The following is a 15,730-nucleotide window of genomic DNA, read 5'->3' on the forward strand; positions in this document are numbered from 1 at the left end:
CGGCCGTTGCGCCCTCCCCCATTCTTCCGGCTTTCCCTCAGGCGGCCATGCCCCTAATGGGACTGGATGGATGGATCGACACATATGCCCGACATGCCTGCCTCTCGCCAGCGCCCCGCCCTCACCGTTCTGGTCGCCGCACCGCGCGGCTTCTGCGCCGGTGTCGACCGCGCGATCATGATCGTGGAGCGGGCGCTCGAGAAGTTCGGCGCGCCAGTCTATGTCCGGCACGAGATCGTCCACAACCGCTTCGTCGTCGATGGGCTGCGCGCCAAGGGCGCCATCTTCGTGGACGAGCTGGATCAGGTGCCCGATGGGCGGCCAGTCGTCTTTTCCGCCCATGGCGTGCCCAAGGTCGTGCCCGCCAATGCCGAGGCGCGCGGTCTCGATTATCTCGATGCGACCTGCCCGCTGGTCTCCAAGGTCCATCGACAGGCCGAGCGGCAGGTGGAGGCCGGGCGCCACATCCTGTTCATCGGCCATGCCAACCATCCCGAGGTGATCGGCACGTTCGGCCAGGTGCCGGACGGCGCGATGACGCTGATCGAGACGCAGGCGGATGCCGAGGCCTTCCAGCCCGCCCCCGGCGTGTCGCTGGCCTTCCTCACCCAGACCACCCTGTCCGTCGACGATACCGCGGAGATCGTCGCGACGCTGGAGCGGCGCTTTCCGGACATTGCCGCGCCGAAGGGCGAGGACATCTGCTATGCGACCTCCAACCGCCAGGCCGCAACGAAGGAAATCGCCCGTCGTGCGCAGGCTGTGATGGTGATCGGGGCGCCGAACAGCTCCAACTCCATGCGGTTGGTCGAGGTCGCCGACCGCAGCGGCGCGCGCGCCCGCCTGATCGAAACCGCCGACGAAATCGACTTCGACTGGCTGGCCGGCGTCGAGACGCTGGGCGTGACCGCCGGGGCCAGCGCGCCCGAAGTGCTGGTGCGCAGCGTGATCGACAAGCTCGCCACCCGCTTCGACGTGACCGAGGAGGAAGTGCTCACCACCACCGAATCGATCACCTTCAAGCTGCCGCGCGGCCTGGAAGCGGCCTGAGCCATGGCTGTCTACACGCAGGTGCCGGCTGAGACGCTGGCGCTCTTCCTCGAACGCTACGATGTCGGCACCCTGCTCGCCGCCAAGGGCATCGCCGAGGGCGTCGAGAACAGCAATTATCTGGTCGACACGACCGGCGCGGACGGCAACGGCGCCCGCTTCATCCTGACGCTCTACGAAAAGCGCGTGGATGTGGCGGACCTCCCCTTTTTCATGGACCTGCTCGATCATGTCGGCGCGCGAGGTTGCCCCGTGCCGCGCTTCATCCATGACCGCGAAGGCAAGGCACTGCAGACGCTGTGCGAGCGGCCCGCCGCCCTCATCGAGTTTCTGAACGGCGTCTCGGTGACCCACCCGACCCCGCCGCAGGCCCGGTCTGCCGGCGCGGCGCTGGGGCAGTTTCACCGCGCCGCCGAGGATTTCTCCGGCGAGCGCCCCAACACGCTCGGCCCGGAAGGATGGCACCGCCTCGCCAATGACTGCGGCGGCGCGCTGGATACCATCCAGCCGGGGCTGGAACAGCGCGTACGGACCGAACTCGCCTATCTCGACGCGCATTGGCCGGATGCGCTGGCGCGTGGCGTCATCCATGCCGATCTGTTTCCGGACAATGTGCTGATGCGCGGCGATGAGGTCGGCGGACTGATCGACTTCTACTTCAGCTGCACGGACATCCGCGCCTATGATCTCGCCATCATGCATGGCGCCTGGTGCTTCGGGCCCGACGGGCGGGACTTCGACAGCGCCGTGGCTTTGGCGCTGATCGCGGGATATCGCGCGACGCATGGGCTGACCGCGGAGGAATATGCCGCGCTGCCTGTCCTCGCACGCGGCGCTGCGCTGCGCTTCCTGCTGACCCGCGCCTATGACTGGATCAACACGCCCGCCAATGCGCTGGTGACGCGCAAGGATCCGCTGGCCTATCTGCGGCGCCTCGACTTTTATGCCGAAACGGACGCAGCGGCGCTGTTCGGCTCGGCCTCGTGAAAACCGTTCAGCTGTTCACCGACGGCGCCTGCAAGGGCAATCCCGGACCGGGCGGCTGGGGCGTGGTGCTGCGCTTCAACGGCCATGAGAAGGAGCTTTCCGGCGGGGAAGCGCACACCACCAACAACCGCATGGAGCTGATGGCCGCAATCGCCGGCCTCAACGCCCTCAAGGGGCCGTGTCACGTGATCCTCTCCACGGACAGCAACTATGTGAAGGACGGCATCACCCGCTGGATTCACGGCTGGCAGCGCAATGGCTGGCGCACCGCCGACAAGAAACCGGTCAAGAATGCCGACCTCTGGCAAGAACTGCTCGCCGCCGTCGCCCCCCACCGGATCGACTGGCAATGGGTGAAGGGCCACTCCGGCCACCCGGAGAACGAGCGCGCCGACCGTCTCGCCAGTGACGCCGCGGAGCGGGCGAGAGGTTAGGTTTTCGCGCTGATCCTCATGCGCTTTCTCACGATGACCAGGGCCTAAACCGTCTTATTCAAAGTGGCGTTGAATGTTCGCCGCAGCGCCCGGCGTGCGCGCTTTTACGCCGGCTGGAACGTCCGCCGCCAACCTTCGTTACGGCGTGGAGCCGATCCTCGGCTCGTTAGCCAAAGATCGGACTGTTATGCCGCCACGCACCCTGATCCAGTTCTTCCATTGGTACACGCAGGATGGAGGGCTGCATTGGGATGAGGTGGCTGACAAGAGCGCGAGCCTCGCGGACATCGGCATAACCGATGTCTGGCTGCCACCGGCCGGCAAGGGGGCGGCGGGCGGCTATTCGGTTGGTTATGACGCCTATGACCTGTTCGACCTCGGCGAGTTCGACCAGAAGGGCACGGTGGCGACCAAATATGGCGATCGCGCCGCGCTCCAACGGGCCTGTGCTGCCCTGCGCGAGGCCGGATTGCGGGTGATCCACGACGTTGTCTTCAATCACAAGATGGGCGGGGATGAGACGGAGCAGGTGCGCGTGCGCCGGGTCAATCCGGATAACCGCACCGAGATCGAGGACGAAGCTTTCGAGGCGCGCGCCTATACGCGCTTCACCTTCCCGGGGCGCAATGGCGCCCATTCCAAGTTCATCTGGGATGCCCGCTGCTTCAGCGGCGTGGACCATCTCGACGAGCCCAATGAAAATGGCGTCTTCAAGCTCGTCAACGACTATGGCGATGGCGAGTGGAACGCGGAGGTGGACGAGGAACTCGGCAACTTCGACTATCTGATGGGATCGGACATCGAGTTCCGCAACAACGCCGTCTATGAAGAGCTGAAATATTGGGGCCGCTGGCTGGCCGAGCAGCTTCCTGTCGATGGCTTCCGGCTCGATGCCGCCAAGCATATCCCGGCCTGGTTCTTCCGCGACTGGGTGGGGCATATGCGGGAGAGCGTGGCGGACGATCTGTTCGTGGTCGCAGAATATTGGCACCCGGACATGACCGCCCTGCAGACCTATCTCGACCGGGTCGATCATCAGCTCGCCCTGTTCGACGTCGCCCTGCATCACCGCTTTCACGAGGCCTCCTGCGCGGGCGACGCATTCGACATGCGGACGATCTTCGACGGCTCGCTGGTGGCGGTGGCCCCGGACCGGGCGGTGACGATCGTGGCAAACCACGACACCCAGGCGCTGCAGGCCATGGAAGCACCCGTCGAAACCTGGTTCCGCCCGCTGGCTTATGCGCTTATCCTGCTGCGCGAGGCGGGGGTGCCCTGCGTGTTCTATCCCGATCTCTATGGCGCGCGGTACAAGGATACGGGCGGCGATGGCGAGACTCATGAGGTCGAGATGCCGGCGATTGACGGCCTCGAGAAGCTGATCGAAGCGCGGCAGCGTTTCGCGCATGGGCCGCAGACCGATCTGTTCGACGATCCCCACGCCATCGGCTTCATCCGCCACGGCACGGAGGATGCGCCGGGCTGCGTCGTGCTGCTCACCAATGCGGGCGATGCCAGCAAGGTCTTCGATCTCGGCCCGGACCATGCCGGCGCGGGCTTCCGCGATTATCTCGGGCATTGCGAGGAAGAAATCTGGTCGGACGATGAGGGACGGCTGACCGCGCGGGTGAATGGCGGAAGCGTGAGCGTGTGGGTGCGCAGCGACGCATTTTGAAGGGCTCAGCGCCAGCGCATTGCCCTTTTGGGAACTCCGGGGCGACTGATGCTCAGGAACGACCCTCCAACATCGCGCGTTGGCTCAATTGAAAGGAGTTCTCAGATGGAAGATGAGGTTCACAAGACCACCGAAGACGCCCGTGCCGGCCAGACCCCGCACATCGTCCGTTATGTGCTGAGCATCTCGCTCGTGCTTGCGGTGATTGTGATGGCGGTCGTTCTGTTCTGGGGCTCGGCCCAGAGCTGACGCCGGCCTGAACGCGCTTTTGCGCGCAGAAAAGTGGGGCCGGACACCGCCGGCCCACATTCCTTAAATATCGCGGCGCCCGAGCAAGCGCAGACGCAGGGCGTTGAGCTTGATGAAGCCAGCCGCATCCCGCTGATCATAGGCGCCCGCATCATCCTCGAAGGTCACAACCTTCTCGCTATAGAGCGAATTGGGCGACTTGCGGCCCACGACGATGCAGCTGCCCTTATAGAGCTTGAGGCGGACCGTGCCCGCAACCTTCAGCTGGCTGTGGTCGATTGCCGCCTGCAGCATCTCGCGCTCGGGTGAGAACCAGAAGCCGTTATAGACCAGTTCCGCATAGCGCGGCGCCAGTTCGTCCTTGAGGTGGGCGGCGCCGCGATCCAGCGTCAACTGCTCGATGCCGCGATGCGCGAGCGCATAGATCGTGCCGCCCGGCGTCTCGTACATGCCGCGCGACTTCATGCCGACGAAGCGGTTCTCGACCAGATCGAGCCGGCCAATGCCGTGCTTGCGGCCCAGTTCGTTGAGCGCCTCGAGCAGCGTCGCGGGGCTCATCGCCTGGCCATTGAGGGCCGTGCCGTCGCCCTTGTCGAAATCGACGGTGATATACTCCGGCGTGTCCGGCGCATCCTCGGGATTGACGGTGCGCGAATAGACATAGTCCGGCACCTCCTCCCACGGATCTTCCAGCACTTTGCCCTCCGAGGAGGTGTGCAGCATGTTGGCGTCGGTGGAGAAGGGCGCTTCGCCGCGCTTGTCCTTGGGCACCATGATCTGGTGCTGCTCGGCCCACTCAATGAGCTTGGTGCGCGAGGTCAGATCCCATTCGCGCCACGGCGCGATGACCTTGATATCCGGCTGGAGCGCATAATAGCCGAGCTCGAACCGCACCTGGTCATTGCCCTTGCCGGTCGCGCCGTGGGACACGGCATCGGCCCCGACCATCTTGGCGATCTCGATCTGGCGCTTGGCGATCAGCGGCCGCGCGATGGAGGTGCCAAGCAGATACAGCCCCTCATACATGGCGTTGGCGCGCATCATCGGGAAGACATAGTCCCGCACGAATTCCTCGCGCAGATCGTCGATGAAGATGTGCTCGGGCTTCACGCCGGCATTCAGCGCCTTCTGCCGGGCCGGCTCCAGCTCCTCACCCTGCCCCAGATCGGCCGTGAAGGTCACGACCTCGCAGCCATAATGGATTTGCAGCCACTTGAGGATGACGCTGGTATCGAGGCCACCGGAATAGGCGAGAACAACGCGCTTGATGGTGTCGGACATGGCGACAGGGGTCTTTCGAACTGGAGGTCGAGGATCAGGCCGGTCGCCTATCAGCGTCGCTCAAAACGCGCAACCTGTGAGGGACGCCGGGCGCGCCAATCCGGTGGCAGCCCGCCACTAGTCATCGGCAAGATCGATCATTGAGACGACTTTAATCGATTTTCGTTCTTGAACGGGTGGCATTATTGTCAGCCTTGGAACGCAGCCTGCAGCCTGCGTCCATTGCTCGCCGGTTCCCCACGGCCGCGCGGGCACCTGCTGCCCCGGCACCCCCCTCCTGCCGGGGCAGCTATCGCCTCCCGACACTCCCCAGCATCCGGCAAGACCGCGGCACCGTTGCCCCGTGCACACCAGCCTCAATCAAACCGCCCGGCCCCATGTCTGGAGCCGGGCGGCGAAGCATCCGTCATGGAAGTGGGATTATGCCAACAGATCGAACCGGTCGGCGTTCATCACCTTCACCCAGGCCGCGATGAAGTCGGCCACGAACTTGTCGGCAGCGTCTGATGACGCATAGACCTCTGACAGCGCCCGCAGCTGGGAGTTCGATCCGAACACCAGATCGGTGCGGGTCGCGGTCCATTTCTCCACGTCCGTCTTGCGGCAGGTGCCGACGAACACCTCGTCCCCGCGATCATCGACTTCCTTCCACGCCGTGCCCATGTCGAGCAGATTCACGAAGAAGTCGTTGGTCAGCTGGCCGGGACGATCCGTGAGCACGCCTTCCTTGCGGCCATCATGATTGGCGCCGAGCACGCGCAGCCCGCCGACCAGAACCGTCATCTCCGGCGCGCTCAGGCGCAGAAGCTGGGCGCGGTCGATCATCAGCTCCTCGGTCGGCACGCTGAAGCGGACCTGGAGATAATTGCGGAAGCCGTCTGCCTTGGGCTCCAACACGGCGAAGCTCTCGGCATCAGTCCAGTCCTGCACGGCGTCGGTGCGACCGGGAATGAACGGCACGGTTACCGCGCGCCCGGCTGCCCTGGCGGCGTGCTCGATGCCGACGCTGCCGCCCAGCACGATCAGATCGGCAATGCTCACCTTCTTCCCGCCCGACGCCGCCGCGTCGAAGCCCGCCTTGATGCCCTCATAGACATTCAGGACGCGGGCCAGTTGCGCCGGTTGATTGACCTCCCAGTCCTTCTGCGGCGCAAGGCGGATGCGCGCGCCATTGGCGCCGCCGCGATGGTCCGAGCCGCGATAGGTGGAGGCCGAGGCCCAAGCGGTGGTGACCAGCTCGGCCACGGACAGGCCCGATGCCGCGATCTTCTCCTTGAGCGCTGCCACATCGGCGGCGTCGATCGGCGCATAGTCGGCCTTGGGGATCGGGTCTTGCCAGATCAGGTCTTCGGCCGGCACCTCGGGGCCGAGATAGCGCGCCTTCGGCCCCATGTCGCGGTGACACAGCTTGAACCAGGCCCGTGCGAAGCAATCCGCGAAATAGTCCGGATTCGCGCGGAATTTCTCCATGATCACCCGATAGGCGGGGTCCATCTTGAACGCCATGTCCGCCGTGGTCATCATCGTCGGCACATGCTTGGCAGGATTGTGCGCGGCCGGGGCCAGCGTCTCGGGCGGATTGCCAACCGGCTGCCACTGTTTCGCGCCGGCAGGGCTGCGCACCAGCTCATACTCATGGTCGAGCAACATGTCGAAATAGCTCATGTCCCAGCTGATCGGCGTCGGCGTCCACGCACCTTCGATGCCGCTGGTGATCGTATGATCGCCGATGCCGCTCTCATGGCTCGACTGCCAGCCCAGGCCCTGCTGCGCGATGTCTGCGCCTTCCGGCTCGGCGCCGATCTTGGAGGCATCGCCCGCGCCGTGCGCCTTGCCGAAGGTGTGGCCACCGGCGGTCAGGGCAGCCGTCTCCTCATCGTCCATGCCCATGCGCTTGAACGTCTCGCGAATGTCCCGTGCGGACTGGAGCGGATCAGGATTGCCACCCGGCCCTTCCGGGTTGACGTAGATGAGGCCCATCTGGATCGCGGCGAGCGGATCCTCCAGCGCGCGGCCCTCGGCCTCGTCAATGCGGGTGAGATTGCCTTCCTGGCCCACCCACTGCTCCTCGGTGCCCCAGTAGATGTCCTTCTCCGGCTCGAACACGTCGGCCCGGCCGCCGCCGAAGCCAAACACCGGTCCACCCATCGATTCGATCGCGACATTGCCGGCGAGGATCATCAGGTCCGCCCAGCTCAGCTTCGCGCCATATTTCTGCTTGATCGGCCAGAGCAGCCGGCGGGCCTTGTCGAGATTGGCATTGTCCGGCCAGCTGTTCAGCGGGGCGAAGCGCTGCTGCCCGCTATTGGCGCCACCGCGACCGTCACCGGTGCGATAGGTGCCCGCAGAGTGCCACGCCATGCGAATGAAGAACGGGCCATAATGGCCGTAATCCGCCGGCCACCAGGGCTGGCTGTCCGTCATCAACGCATGGAGGTCGCGTTTGACGGCCTCGTAATCCAGCGTCTTGAATGCTGCGGCATAGTCGAAATCGTCCCCCATCGGGTCAGTGGAGAGACCGTTTCGCTGGAGAATTTCGAGCGAGAGCTGGTTGGGCCACCAGTCCCGATTGGTGCGGCCCAGCAGCGAGCGCATGGCTGCGGACGTCTTCATCGGGCAACCCGACGGCGAACCACTTGTTTTCGCGTCCATTTCAATATCCTTCCCGATCAAAATTCATTGAGGGGAGATTATCGAACAGCGGCCGCCTGAAACAGCGATTAAACTTCGTTATTGAAAGCTAGATTTTCGATCAAGGATCAGCCCTTGGCGCGATAACGCGCCTCGGCCTGCGCCATATAGTCCCGCGTGATGGGCAGAGTGTGGCGATTGCGGACGAACTGGAGCTGGTAGATCGTCTGGCTGCCATAGAGGAAGCCGGACGCTGCCGCCGCCAGATAGAAGGTCCACATGCGGAAGAAGCGCTCGTCATACAGGGCGACGATCTCTGTCTTCGCCGCGAGCGTGCGCTGATACCAATGCTCGAGCGTGTAGTAATAATGCATGCGCAGCACTTCGATGTCGGTGAGCAGCAGGCGGTTGGGCTCGCTGCCTTCCATGATCTCCGACAGCGCCGGCGCATAGCCGCCCGGGAAGATATATTTGCGCATGAACCCATCCGTCGATGACGGGCCATTGAGGCGGCCGATGGTGTGCAGCAGCATCACCCCGTCCGGCTTCAGCAGATTATGGCAGGTGCGGAAGAACTCGCGATAATGGCGCACGCCGACATGTTCGAACATGCCGACCGAAACGATGCGATCGAACGTGCCGTTCACATCGCGATAATCGATCAGCTCGAAGCGGACGCGATCGGCGACGCCCGCCTCCTGCGCCCGGCGCCGCGCGACTTTGAGCTGCTCCTCGGACAAGGTGACGCCAAGCACGTCCACATCCGCCACGCGGTTGAGATAAAGGGCCATGCCGCCCCAGCCGCAACCGATATCCAGCACCTGCTGACCGGACTTCAGATCGAGCTTGGCGGCGATATGCGCCTTCTTGTCGATCTGCGCCTGCTCCAGGCTCACGGCATCGGGGTCGGTAAAGTAGGCGCAGCTATATTGCCGGTCCTTGTCGAGGAACAGCGCGTAGAGCTTGTCCGACAGGTCGTAGTGATGCGCGACATTGGCCTTGGAGCGACTGCGCTTGTTGTAATTGTCGCGCCAGTGCTTGATCCGCTCTCCCAACCAGCCGAGCAGGCTCGGCTCATCAAGGGTCTTGCCGCTTTCCAGCGGCGAATTGGCCGCGACCAGCATGATCAGGTTCCAGATGCTGCCCTGCTCGATGATGAGCTTGCCATCCATGAACCCTTCGGCTGCGCCGAGCGCCGGATTGGTCAGGATGGCGCGTGCGGCGGCATCATCGGTGAAGCGGATGGCGACGTCCGGCCAGCCCCTCACGGCTGTTCCCAACACTTCCTGCGACCCATCCGCATAGCGGATGGTCAATGTGCCCTGACTGATGATCTTGCCGAGCAGGCGACCCAATATTCTCATGGCGCGCGTTTATAGCGCGGCGGATCGTTCGGTCACCCCCTTTCACGAAGAGCGGGCGCTTTCCCTGACCGGTCCATCTGCTATTCCGCTGCCTCGGCCCGTCGGAGATGAGACGATCATGACCACCCCCAGCTTCCACAGCTACCGCCCGGCCGATGGTCATGGGCTGGCGCACAATCCGCTGAACGCCATCGTCGCGCCGAGGCCGATTGGGTGGATCGGGACGGTCAGCGCGACCGGCGTGCCCAATCTCGCGCCCTACAGCTTCTTCAATCTTTTCGCCTACAGCCCGCCGATCATCGGCTTCTCATCCAGTGGCGTGAAGGACAGCCTGACCAACGCCCGCGCGACCGGCGTCTTCACCTGGAACCTGGTCGGCCGCTCCCTGGCTGAGGCGATGAACGCCACATCCGCAGAGGTCGCGCCGGATGTCGACGAATTCGCGCTCGCTGGGCTTGAACCGCTCGCCTCGGTGGAGATCGCGGCACCGCGGGTGGCGGCCAGTCCGGTGCAGTTCGAATGCCGGGTGACAGACATCATGCCGCTGCGTGGCCTTTCCGGCGCGCAAAGCGGTAATGTCATGGTGTTTGGCGAAGTGGTCCACATCCACATCGATCCGGCCTGCCTGCATGAGGGCATCTATCGCACCACCGATGCGGTGCCGGTGGCGCGGGGCGGAGGTCCGGCCGACTATTATGAGATCCGGCCCGACACACAGTTCCTGATGAAGCGCCCCGGCTGAACGCTCGGCTCAGCCGAGCGCAGCCTGCTTCTCGGCCGCGAGCCGATCCAGCTCGGCGCGGCTCTTCTTTTCGCTGGCGGACTTGAGCTGGCCACATGCCGCCATGATGTCGCGACCGCGCGGCGTGCGCACCGGGGCGGAAATGCCCGCCTCGAACACGATGTCGGAGAAGCGCCTGATCCGCTCCGGGGTGGAGCATTCGTAAGGCGCGCCGGGCCACGGGTTGAAGGGAATGAGGTTCACCTTGGCCGGCAGACGATATTGGCGGAGCAGACGGACCAGTTCGCGCGCATCCTCATCGCTGTCATTCTTGTCCTTGAGCATCACATATTCGAACGTGATGCGACGGGCATTATTGGCACCGGGATAGTCGGCACAGGCCTGGAGCAGCTCTTCCAGCCCGAACTTGCGGTTGAGCGGCACGATCTCGTCGCGCACCTCCTTGGTGACGGCATGAAGCGACACGGCCAAATTGACGCCGATTTCCTCGCCAGCGCGCGCCATCATCGGCACCACGCCGCTGGTGGAGAGCGTGATGCGGCGCTTGGAGAGCGCCAGCCCGTCGCCATCCATCACCACCTTGAGCGCATCGCGCACATGCTCGAAATTATAGAGCGGCTCGCCCATGCCCATCATCACGATGTTGGTGAGCAGGCGCCCGTCCGGGCTGTACTGCGGCGCGTCGTCGTCTTCTTCCTCTTCGACCTCGCCGAAGCCGGCCATGCTGCCCTTTGGCCACTCGCCCAAGGCATCGCGCGCGAGCATCACCTGCCCGACGATCTCGCCCGGCGTCAGATTGCGCACCAGACGCATCGTGCCGGTGTGGCAGAAGCGACAATTGAGCGTGCAGCCGACCTGACTGGACACGCACAGCGTCCCCCGGTCCGCATCGGGGATGAAGACCATTTCATAATCCTGCGCGTCGTCGGAACGCAGCAGCCATTTGCGCGTGCCGTCCGAGCTGATCTGCGCTTCCACCACATTGGGCCGCCCGACGATGAAGCGCTCGGCCATCCAGCCCCGCATCGGCTTGGCCAGATCGGTCATCCGCTCGAAATCGGTCTCACCGCGATGATAGAGCCAGTGGAAGAGCTGCTTGGCGCGCAGCTTCGCCTGCTTCTCATCGAGACCGGCCGCACTCAGCTCAGCCTTGATCTGGGCGCGGGAGAGACCAACGAGATCGACCCGCCCGTCCTCGCGCGGCGTGATCGCGCGGGGGACCGGCACAGGATCGACATGGCCGGGGATCGGCATGAGGGGCGTCGCAGTGTGGGGCATGGGGGCGCATATAATCGCATGTTGGAGCTTGCGCCAGTGGCGTTGACCAACGCCGATCCCGGCAGAGCATCCCCATGCGAAACCGGATCTCCCGTCGTTGCGGGAACCCGGCGAGCGAGGAGCCGTTACGCTTTGGTCGTCCGGGCCCCTCTGGCGCTTGCTCACAAGCGTGATGTCGGACGCCCCATCGCGCCCGAGGCACATCATTCCACATATGCCATTCCCGTGGAATCCTTCGGCGCCTATCGGAGGATTGATCCATGAAGTTCGCGTTCCCGCTCCCCCTCGCCGCCCTGGCCTCGCTCGCCTGCGCGACGCCCGCCCTCGCCGCGGACCGTGCCCCGACCGCGGAGGAGGCGAAGGCCATCACGGCTGTGCTACACGACGCGGGCTTTAAAAGCTGGGACGAGATCGAGTTCGACATCGACGACAACCGCTGGGAGGTCGATGACGCGCGCGATGCGCAGGGCCAGCAGTGGGATCTCCATCTCGCCCCGAAAACCTACGCGATCGTCCGCCGCGAACGAGACTGACGGCGGGCTGACTAGTTCGCAAAGCGCTTGAAATAGCTGCTGTGCAGCCAGCGCGGACGCTCCGGCGCATTGGCGACGCGCTGGGTGAGCGCGATGACATAGTCGGTCAGCTTCACGCCCTCGGCCTTCATCACCGGCTGCAGAAGATCATCCTGGGGAGAATGGTAGATATTCGCGCGCCACGCGGCCTCCACCGCCTCTTCCGGCGTCCCGAGCTTGAAACCATATTTGGGGAAGAGCGCCGGGATGCCCTGCTTTATGAAGCTATATTGATCCGACCGGATGAACACGTTGCGATCCGGCTTTGGGTCCGGGACGATGGGTAGGCCCATCGCCTCGCTCACCGCCTGCGCATGAGCTCCGAGCGTGCTCTCCTCATAGCCGATGGGCGTGATGCTGGTCAGCGGAAAGATCGGCAGCGGCATATCCAGATTGATGTTCGCCACGATCGAGCCGGCCGGCACCGTCGGACGATTGGCGAAATAGCGCGAGCCGAGCAGGCCCTTCTCTTCTGCGGTGATGATGGCGAACAGGATTGAGCGGCGGGTCTTCCGGGGCGCCGCCGCCAATGCCCTGGCCGCCTCGATCATGCTGGCGACGCCGACGGCATTATCGAACGCCCCGTTATAGATGGCATCGCCATTGACCGGTGTTCCGATGCCATAGCCGTCCAGATGCGCCGAGAGGACGACATATTCCGAGGCCAGTGCCGGGTCCGATCCGGGCAGGACCGCGATGATGTTGTTGCTGCTGAGCGGCTTTTGGGTCGCCTGGATCGTCGCGGCAAAACGGCCCGGCAGATCGAAGACAGGCAGCGGCGCCGATGCGTCCGACAGGGCGGACAGCGCCTCGAAGCTCTGCCCCGTGCCCTCGAACAGCAAGCCGGCCTTTTCCGGCGAGAGGGTCGCCATCATGAAGGGCACCGAGACATCGCGCAGGGCCGGATCGGCCAGAAACATGGAGGAGAGGCTCGCATTGCCGACCTGCCGCTCCCATCGGATCTCGACCTGTTTGGGGGTGGTGAGCGCAATCATGCCGAGGGCGCCACGCTCAGCGAGCAGCTTCGCGCGCGCCGAGCGCGCATCGGACTTCAGCGCGCCCGAAATGTCGGCCGGGCCGCCGGACAGCACGACCACCACCTTGCCCTTGACGTCGATCCCCGCGAAATCGTCGTGACCGGCCTCAGCTATGGAGAGGCCATAGCCGGCAAAGACGAGCGGCGCGTCGATGCTGGCCGGCATGGGCGTGTTGCCACGGAAGAACAGATCCTGCGGGGTCGCCAGAGCCACATCGCCCGACGCGCGCTTGAGCACCGCCGTGCTCGCCGGCTGATCGAAACGCTGCTCGACCAGATCGACACGCTGAAAATAACCGTCCGTTCCCGCAGCCCGCGCCCCAAGCTTGCGAAAGGCCTCGACGACATAATCAGCCGCGCGATCATAGCCCGGCGTGCCGGCTCCGCGCCCTTCATTGGCGTCGCTGGCAAGTTCCTCGACATGGCCCCACCAGGCATTGATCCGGTCAGGCGATGGTTCGGGCAGTTGCGCAGCCAGTGGCGTGGCGATCAGGCAGCCAATGACTGCCCCTAGGGCGTGGCGATAGAACATGAAGCATGGTCTCCCCGGACGATGCGCCGCATGCTGCAATGCAACAAGAGCGCTGTCAACGCGTGGCGGGACCGGGAAAGCAGCGCTTAACGTCGCCGCGCGCAGCCCAGCGCCGCCGCATCGATCGCGGTGGCGGCACCGCTCAGGGCATAGCGATCGGTAAAGCGCCCGCCGGCCCGCGCCCGCCCGGATATACTCATCGTCCGGTTGGTGCGCATCGCGGCGATGATTGCCGCATCGCTTGCTGGGTCCGCCGCCCAGACATCCGCCTCGGACCCAACCAGCGCGAACTGCTTGCCGCCGAGGGACAGAACCGCGTGCGTATCCTTGGCCAGTTGATGGCTGAGGCGAATATTCACCTGCCCGCGCAGCCCGGCGCGAGGCCAGTAGCCAATGGCGGCGAACGGGCGCCAGGGCGATGCTTCCCAGCCCCCGGCCATCGGCTGGGCCATGGCAAAGCAGCGCTGGGCGTTCGGATCCCGGAACGCGCCCCAGCCCTCGAACACGCCGAGCACGTCCCGCGCCCGCGCGTTGCCGGCCGCGGCAAGCGCGGCGCCGATCAGCAGCAGAGCGAGCGCGCGGACAGGGCAGGTGAGCGTCATGCCGCCGGACAAAGCGTAACGCGCCCGCGAACACAAGACGGCGCCGGGTGGACGCGCGCTTTTTTCTCGGGGCGACTTGCCCCATGCGGCAATTTCGATAAGGAATGAGGCTCCAAGAGCGGACTCCTTCGCTCCGACTCCATCAACCGGATAAGAAACGGACACCAGAGGGATGAAGGCCACCATCGAACGTGCGACGCTCCTGAAGAGCCTCGGCCATGTCCAGTCGGTCGTGGAGCGGCGCAACACGATCCCAATTCTCTCGAACGTGCTGATCGACGCGACCGGCGACGGCGCCATCAAGCTGATGGCCACCGATCTCGATCTGCAGATCGTCGAGAATGTGCAGGCGCAGGTGGAAACGCCGGGCGCCACCACGGTCTCGGCCCACACGCTGTTCGACATCGCGCGCAAGCTGCCCGAGGGCAGCCAGGTCCGCCTGGAAGCTGCCGAGGGCAAAATGCTGGTGCAGGCCGGGCGGGCCCGCTTCAACCTGCAGACGCTGCCGCGCGACGACTTCCCGATCATCGCGGAAGGCGCGCTGCCCACCAGCTTCGAGCTGCCGGCCGCCTCGCTCATCCAGATCATCGACAAGACGCGCTTTGCGATCTCCACCGAGGAGACGCGCTATTATCTGAACGGCATCTTCCTGCACGTCGCGGAAGACGCCGCCCCGGTGCTGAAGGCCGCCGCGACCGACGGCCACCGCCTCGCCCGCGTGACGGTCGTGCGCCCCGATGGCGCCGAGGGCATGCCGGACATCATCATTCCGCGCAAATGCATCGCCGAACTGCGCAAGCTGCTCGACGAAGTGGATGGCAGCGTGCGCATCGACCTCTCGCCCACCAAGATCCGCTTCGACCTTGGCAATGCGGTGCTGACCAGCAAGCTGATCGACGGCACCTTCCCGGATTACAGCCGCGTGATCCCGACCGGCAACGACAAGCTGCTCAAGATCGATCCGCGCAGCTTCGAGGAAGGCGTGGACCGCGTCGCGACCATCGCCACCGAGAAGACCCGCGCCGTGAAGATGGCGCTGGAGAAGGACAAGATCACCCTCTCCGTCACCAGCCCGGAAAACGGCACTGCCGCCGAGGAAGTGCCCGGCGACTACAGCGCCGCGCCCATCGAGATCGGCTTCAACGCCCGCTATCTGCTCGACATTCTCGGACAGGTCGAGGGCGACTCGGTTGAAGTCCACCTCGCCGACGCCGCCGCGCCGACGCTCATCCGCGAGAATGAGAAGGCGCCGGCGCTTTACGTGCTCATGCCGATGCGGGTCTGATCCCGCGCACCA

The 15,730-nt window shown here is 64.8% G+C and carries 14 protein-coding genes; 8 read left to right on the top strand and 6 right to left on the bottom strand.

The features are described from left to right. Positions 1–93: 93 nt before the first annotated feature. The 5 genes from ispH (at position 94) to M2339_RS10450 (ending at position 4,395) form a co-directional block, all read left to right on the top strand. A complete protein-coding gene (gene ispH / locus M2339_RS10430) occupies positions 94–1,050 on the top strand; it encodes a 4-hydroxy-3-methylbut-2-enyl diphosphate reductase (protein ID WP_413714902.1) in 957 nt (318 codons plus the stop codon). A gap of 3 nt (positions 1,051–1,053) precedes the next feature. Further along, positions 1,054–2,037, top strand: coding sequence for a homoserine kinase (gene thrB, locus M2339_RS10435; RefSeq protein ID WP_264586668.1), 984 nt, complete (start codon positions 1,054–1,056; stop codon positions 2,035–2,037). Continuing rightward, the gene (gene rnhA, locus M2339_RS10440; protein ID WP_181558845.1) at positions 2,034–2,471 is read left to right on the top strand and encodes a ribonuclease HI; all 438 of its coding nucleotides are present in this window, start codon (positions 2,034–2,036) and stop codon (positions 2,469–2,471) included. The genes thrB and rnhA overlap by 4 nt, the downstream gene beginning before the upstream one ends. 187 nt (positions 2,472–2,658) lie before the next feature. Continuing rightward, on the top strand, positions 2,659–4,146 hold the full coding sequence (gene amyA, locus M2339_RS10445) for an alpha-amylase (RefSeq protein ID WP_264586667.1): 1,488 nt from the start codon (positions 2,659–2,661) through the stop codon (positions 4,144–4,146). Between the two features lie 105 nt (positions 4,147–4,251). After that, on the top strand, positions 4,252–4,395 hold the full coding sequence (locus M2339_RS10450; RefSeq protein ID WP_181558843.1) for a hypothetical protein: 144 nt from the start codon (positions 4,252–4,254) through the stop codon (positions 4,393–4,395). 63 nt (positions 4,396–4,458) lie between these two features. Here M2339_RS10450 and M2339_RS10455 read toward each other — a convergent pair whose 3' ends face one another. The 3 genes from M2339_RS10455 to M2339_RS10465 all read right to left on the bottom strand — a co-directional run bounded on the left by M2339_RS10455 (position 4,459) and on the right by M2339_RS10465 (position 9,671). Then, on the bottom strand, positions 4,459–5,676 hold the full coding sequence (locus M2339_RS10455; RefSeq protein WP_264586666.1) for an argininosuccinate synthase: 1,218 nt from the start codon (positions 5,674–5,676) through the stop codon (positions 4,459–4,461). Between the two features lie 420 nt (positions 5,677–6,096). Beyond that, positions 6,097–8,328 (bottom strand): catalase/peroxidase HPI, encoded by a 2,232-nt coding sequence (gene katG, locus M2339_RS10460; protein WP_264586665.1) that lies wholly within the window; start codon positions 8,326–8,328, stop codon positions 6,097–6,099. 107 nt (positions 8,329–8,435) lie between these two features. Next, positions 8,436–9,671: an SAM-dependent methyltransferase gene (locus M2339_RS10465; protein WP_264576448.1), complete on the bottom strand. Its 1,236-nt coding sequence runs from the start codon at positions 9,669–9,671 to the stop codon at positions 8,436–8,438. Between the two features lie 118 nt (positions 9,672–9,789). Here M2339_RS10465 and M2339_RS10470 point away from each other — a divergent pair, with 118 nt between their 5' ends. Beyond that, positions 9,790–10,413, top strand: a complete 624-nt coding sequence (locus M2339_RS10470) for a flavin reductase family protein (protein ID WP_264586664.1) — start codon at positions 9,790–9,792, stop codon at positions 10,411–10,413. A gap of 9 nt (positions 10,414–10,422) precedes the next feature. Here M2339_RS10470 and rlmN read toward each other — a convergent pair whose 3' ends face one another. Next, positions 10,423–11,691 carry a 23S rRNA (adenine(2503)-C(2))-methyltransferase RlmN gene (gene rlmN, locus M2339_RS10475; protein WP_264586663.1) on the bottom strand — a complete coding sequence of 423 codons (1,269 nt, stop codon included), beginning with the start codon at positions 11,689–11,691 and terminating at the stop codon, positions 10,423–10,425. A 260-nt stretch (positions 11,692–11,951) separates the two neighbouring features. On the opposite strand from rlmN, the gene M2339_RS10480 reads away from it, so the two are divergent. Continuing rightward, positions 11,952–12,224: a PepSY domain-containing protein gene (locus tag M2339_RS10480; RefSeq protein WP_264586662.1), complete on the top strand. Its 273-nt coding sequence runs from the start codon at positions 11,952–11,954 to the stop codon at positions 12,222–12,224. Between the two features lie 11 nt (positions 12,225–12,235). Here the strand turns inward: M2339_RS10480 and M2339_RS10485 are convergent, their stop codons facing one another. Beyond that, positions 12,236–13,831 (bottom strand): M28 family metallopeptidase, encoded by a 1,596-nt coding sequence (locus tag M2339_RS10485; RefSeq protein WP_264586661.1) that lies wholly within the window; start codon positions 13,829–13,831, stop codon positions 12,236–12,238. Between the two features lie 86 nt (positions 13,832–13,917). After that, positions 13,918–14,433: a hypothetical protein gene (locus M2339_RS10490; protein ID WP_264586660.1), complete on the bottom strand. Its 516-nt coding sequence runs from the start codon at positions 14,431–14,433 to the stop codon at positions 13,918–13,920. Between the two features lie 172 nt (positions 14,434–14,605). Here M2339_RS10490 and dnaN point away from each other — a divergent pair, with 172 nt between their 5' ends. Beyond that, positions 14,606–15,718 (top strand): DNA polymerase III subunit beta, encoded by a 1,113-nt coding sequence (dnaN, locus tag M2339_RS10495; protein ID WP_264586659.1) that lies wholly within the window; start codon positions 14,606–14,608, stop codon positions 15,716–15,718. Positions 15,719–15,730 lie beyond the last annotated feature (12 nt).

This window comes from Sphingobium sp. B2D3C, from assembly GCF_025961835.1.
Lineage (GTDB): Bacteria > Pseudomonadota > Alphaproteobacteria > Sphingomonadales > Sphingomonadaceae > Sphingobium.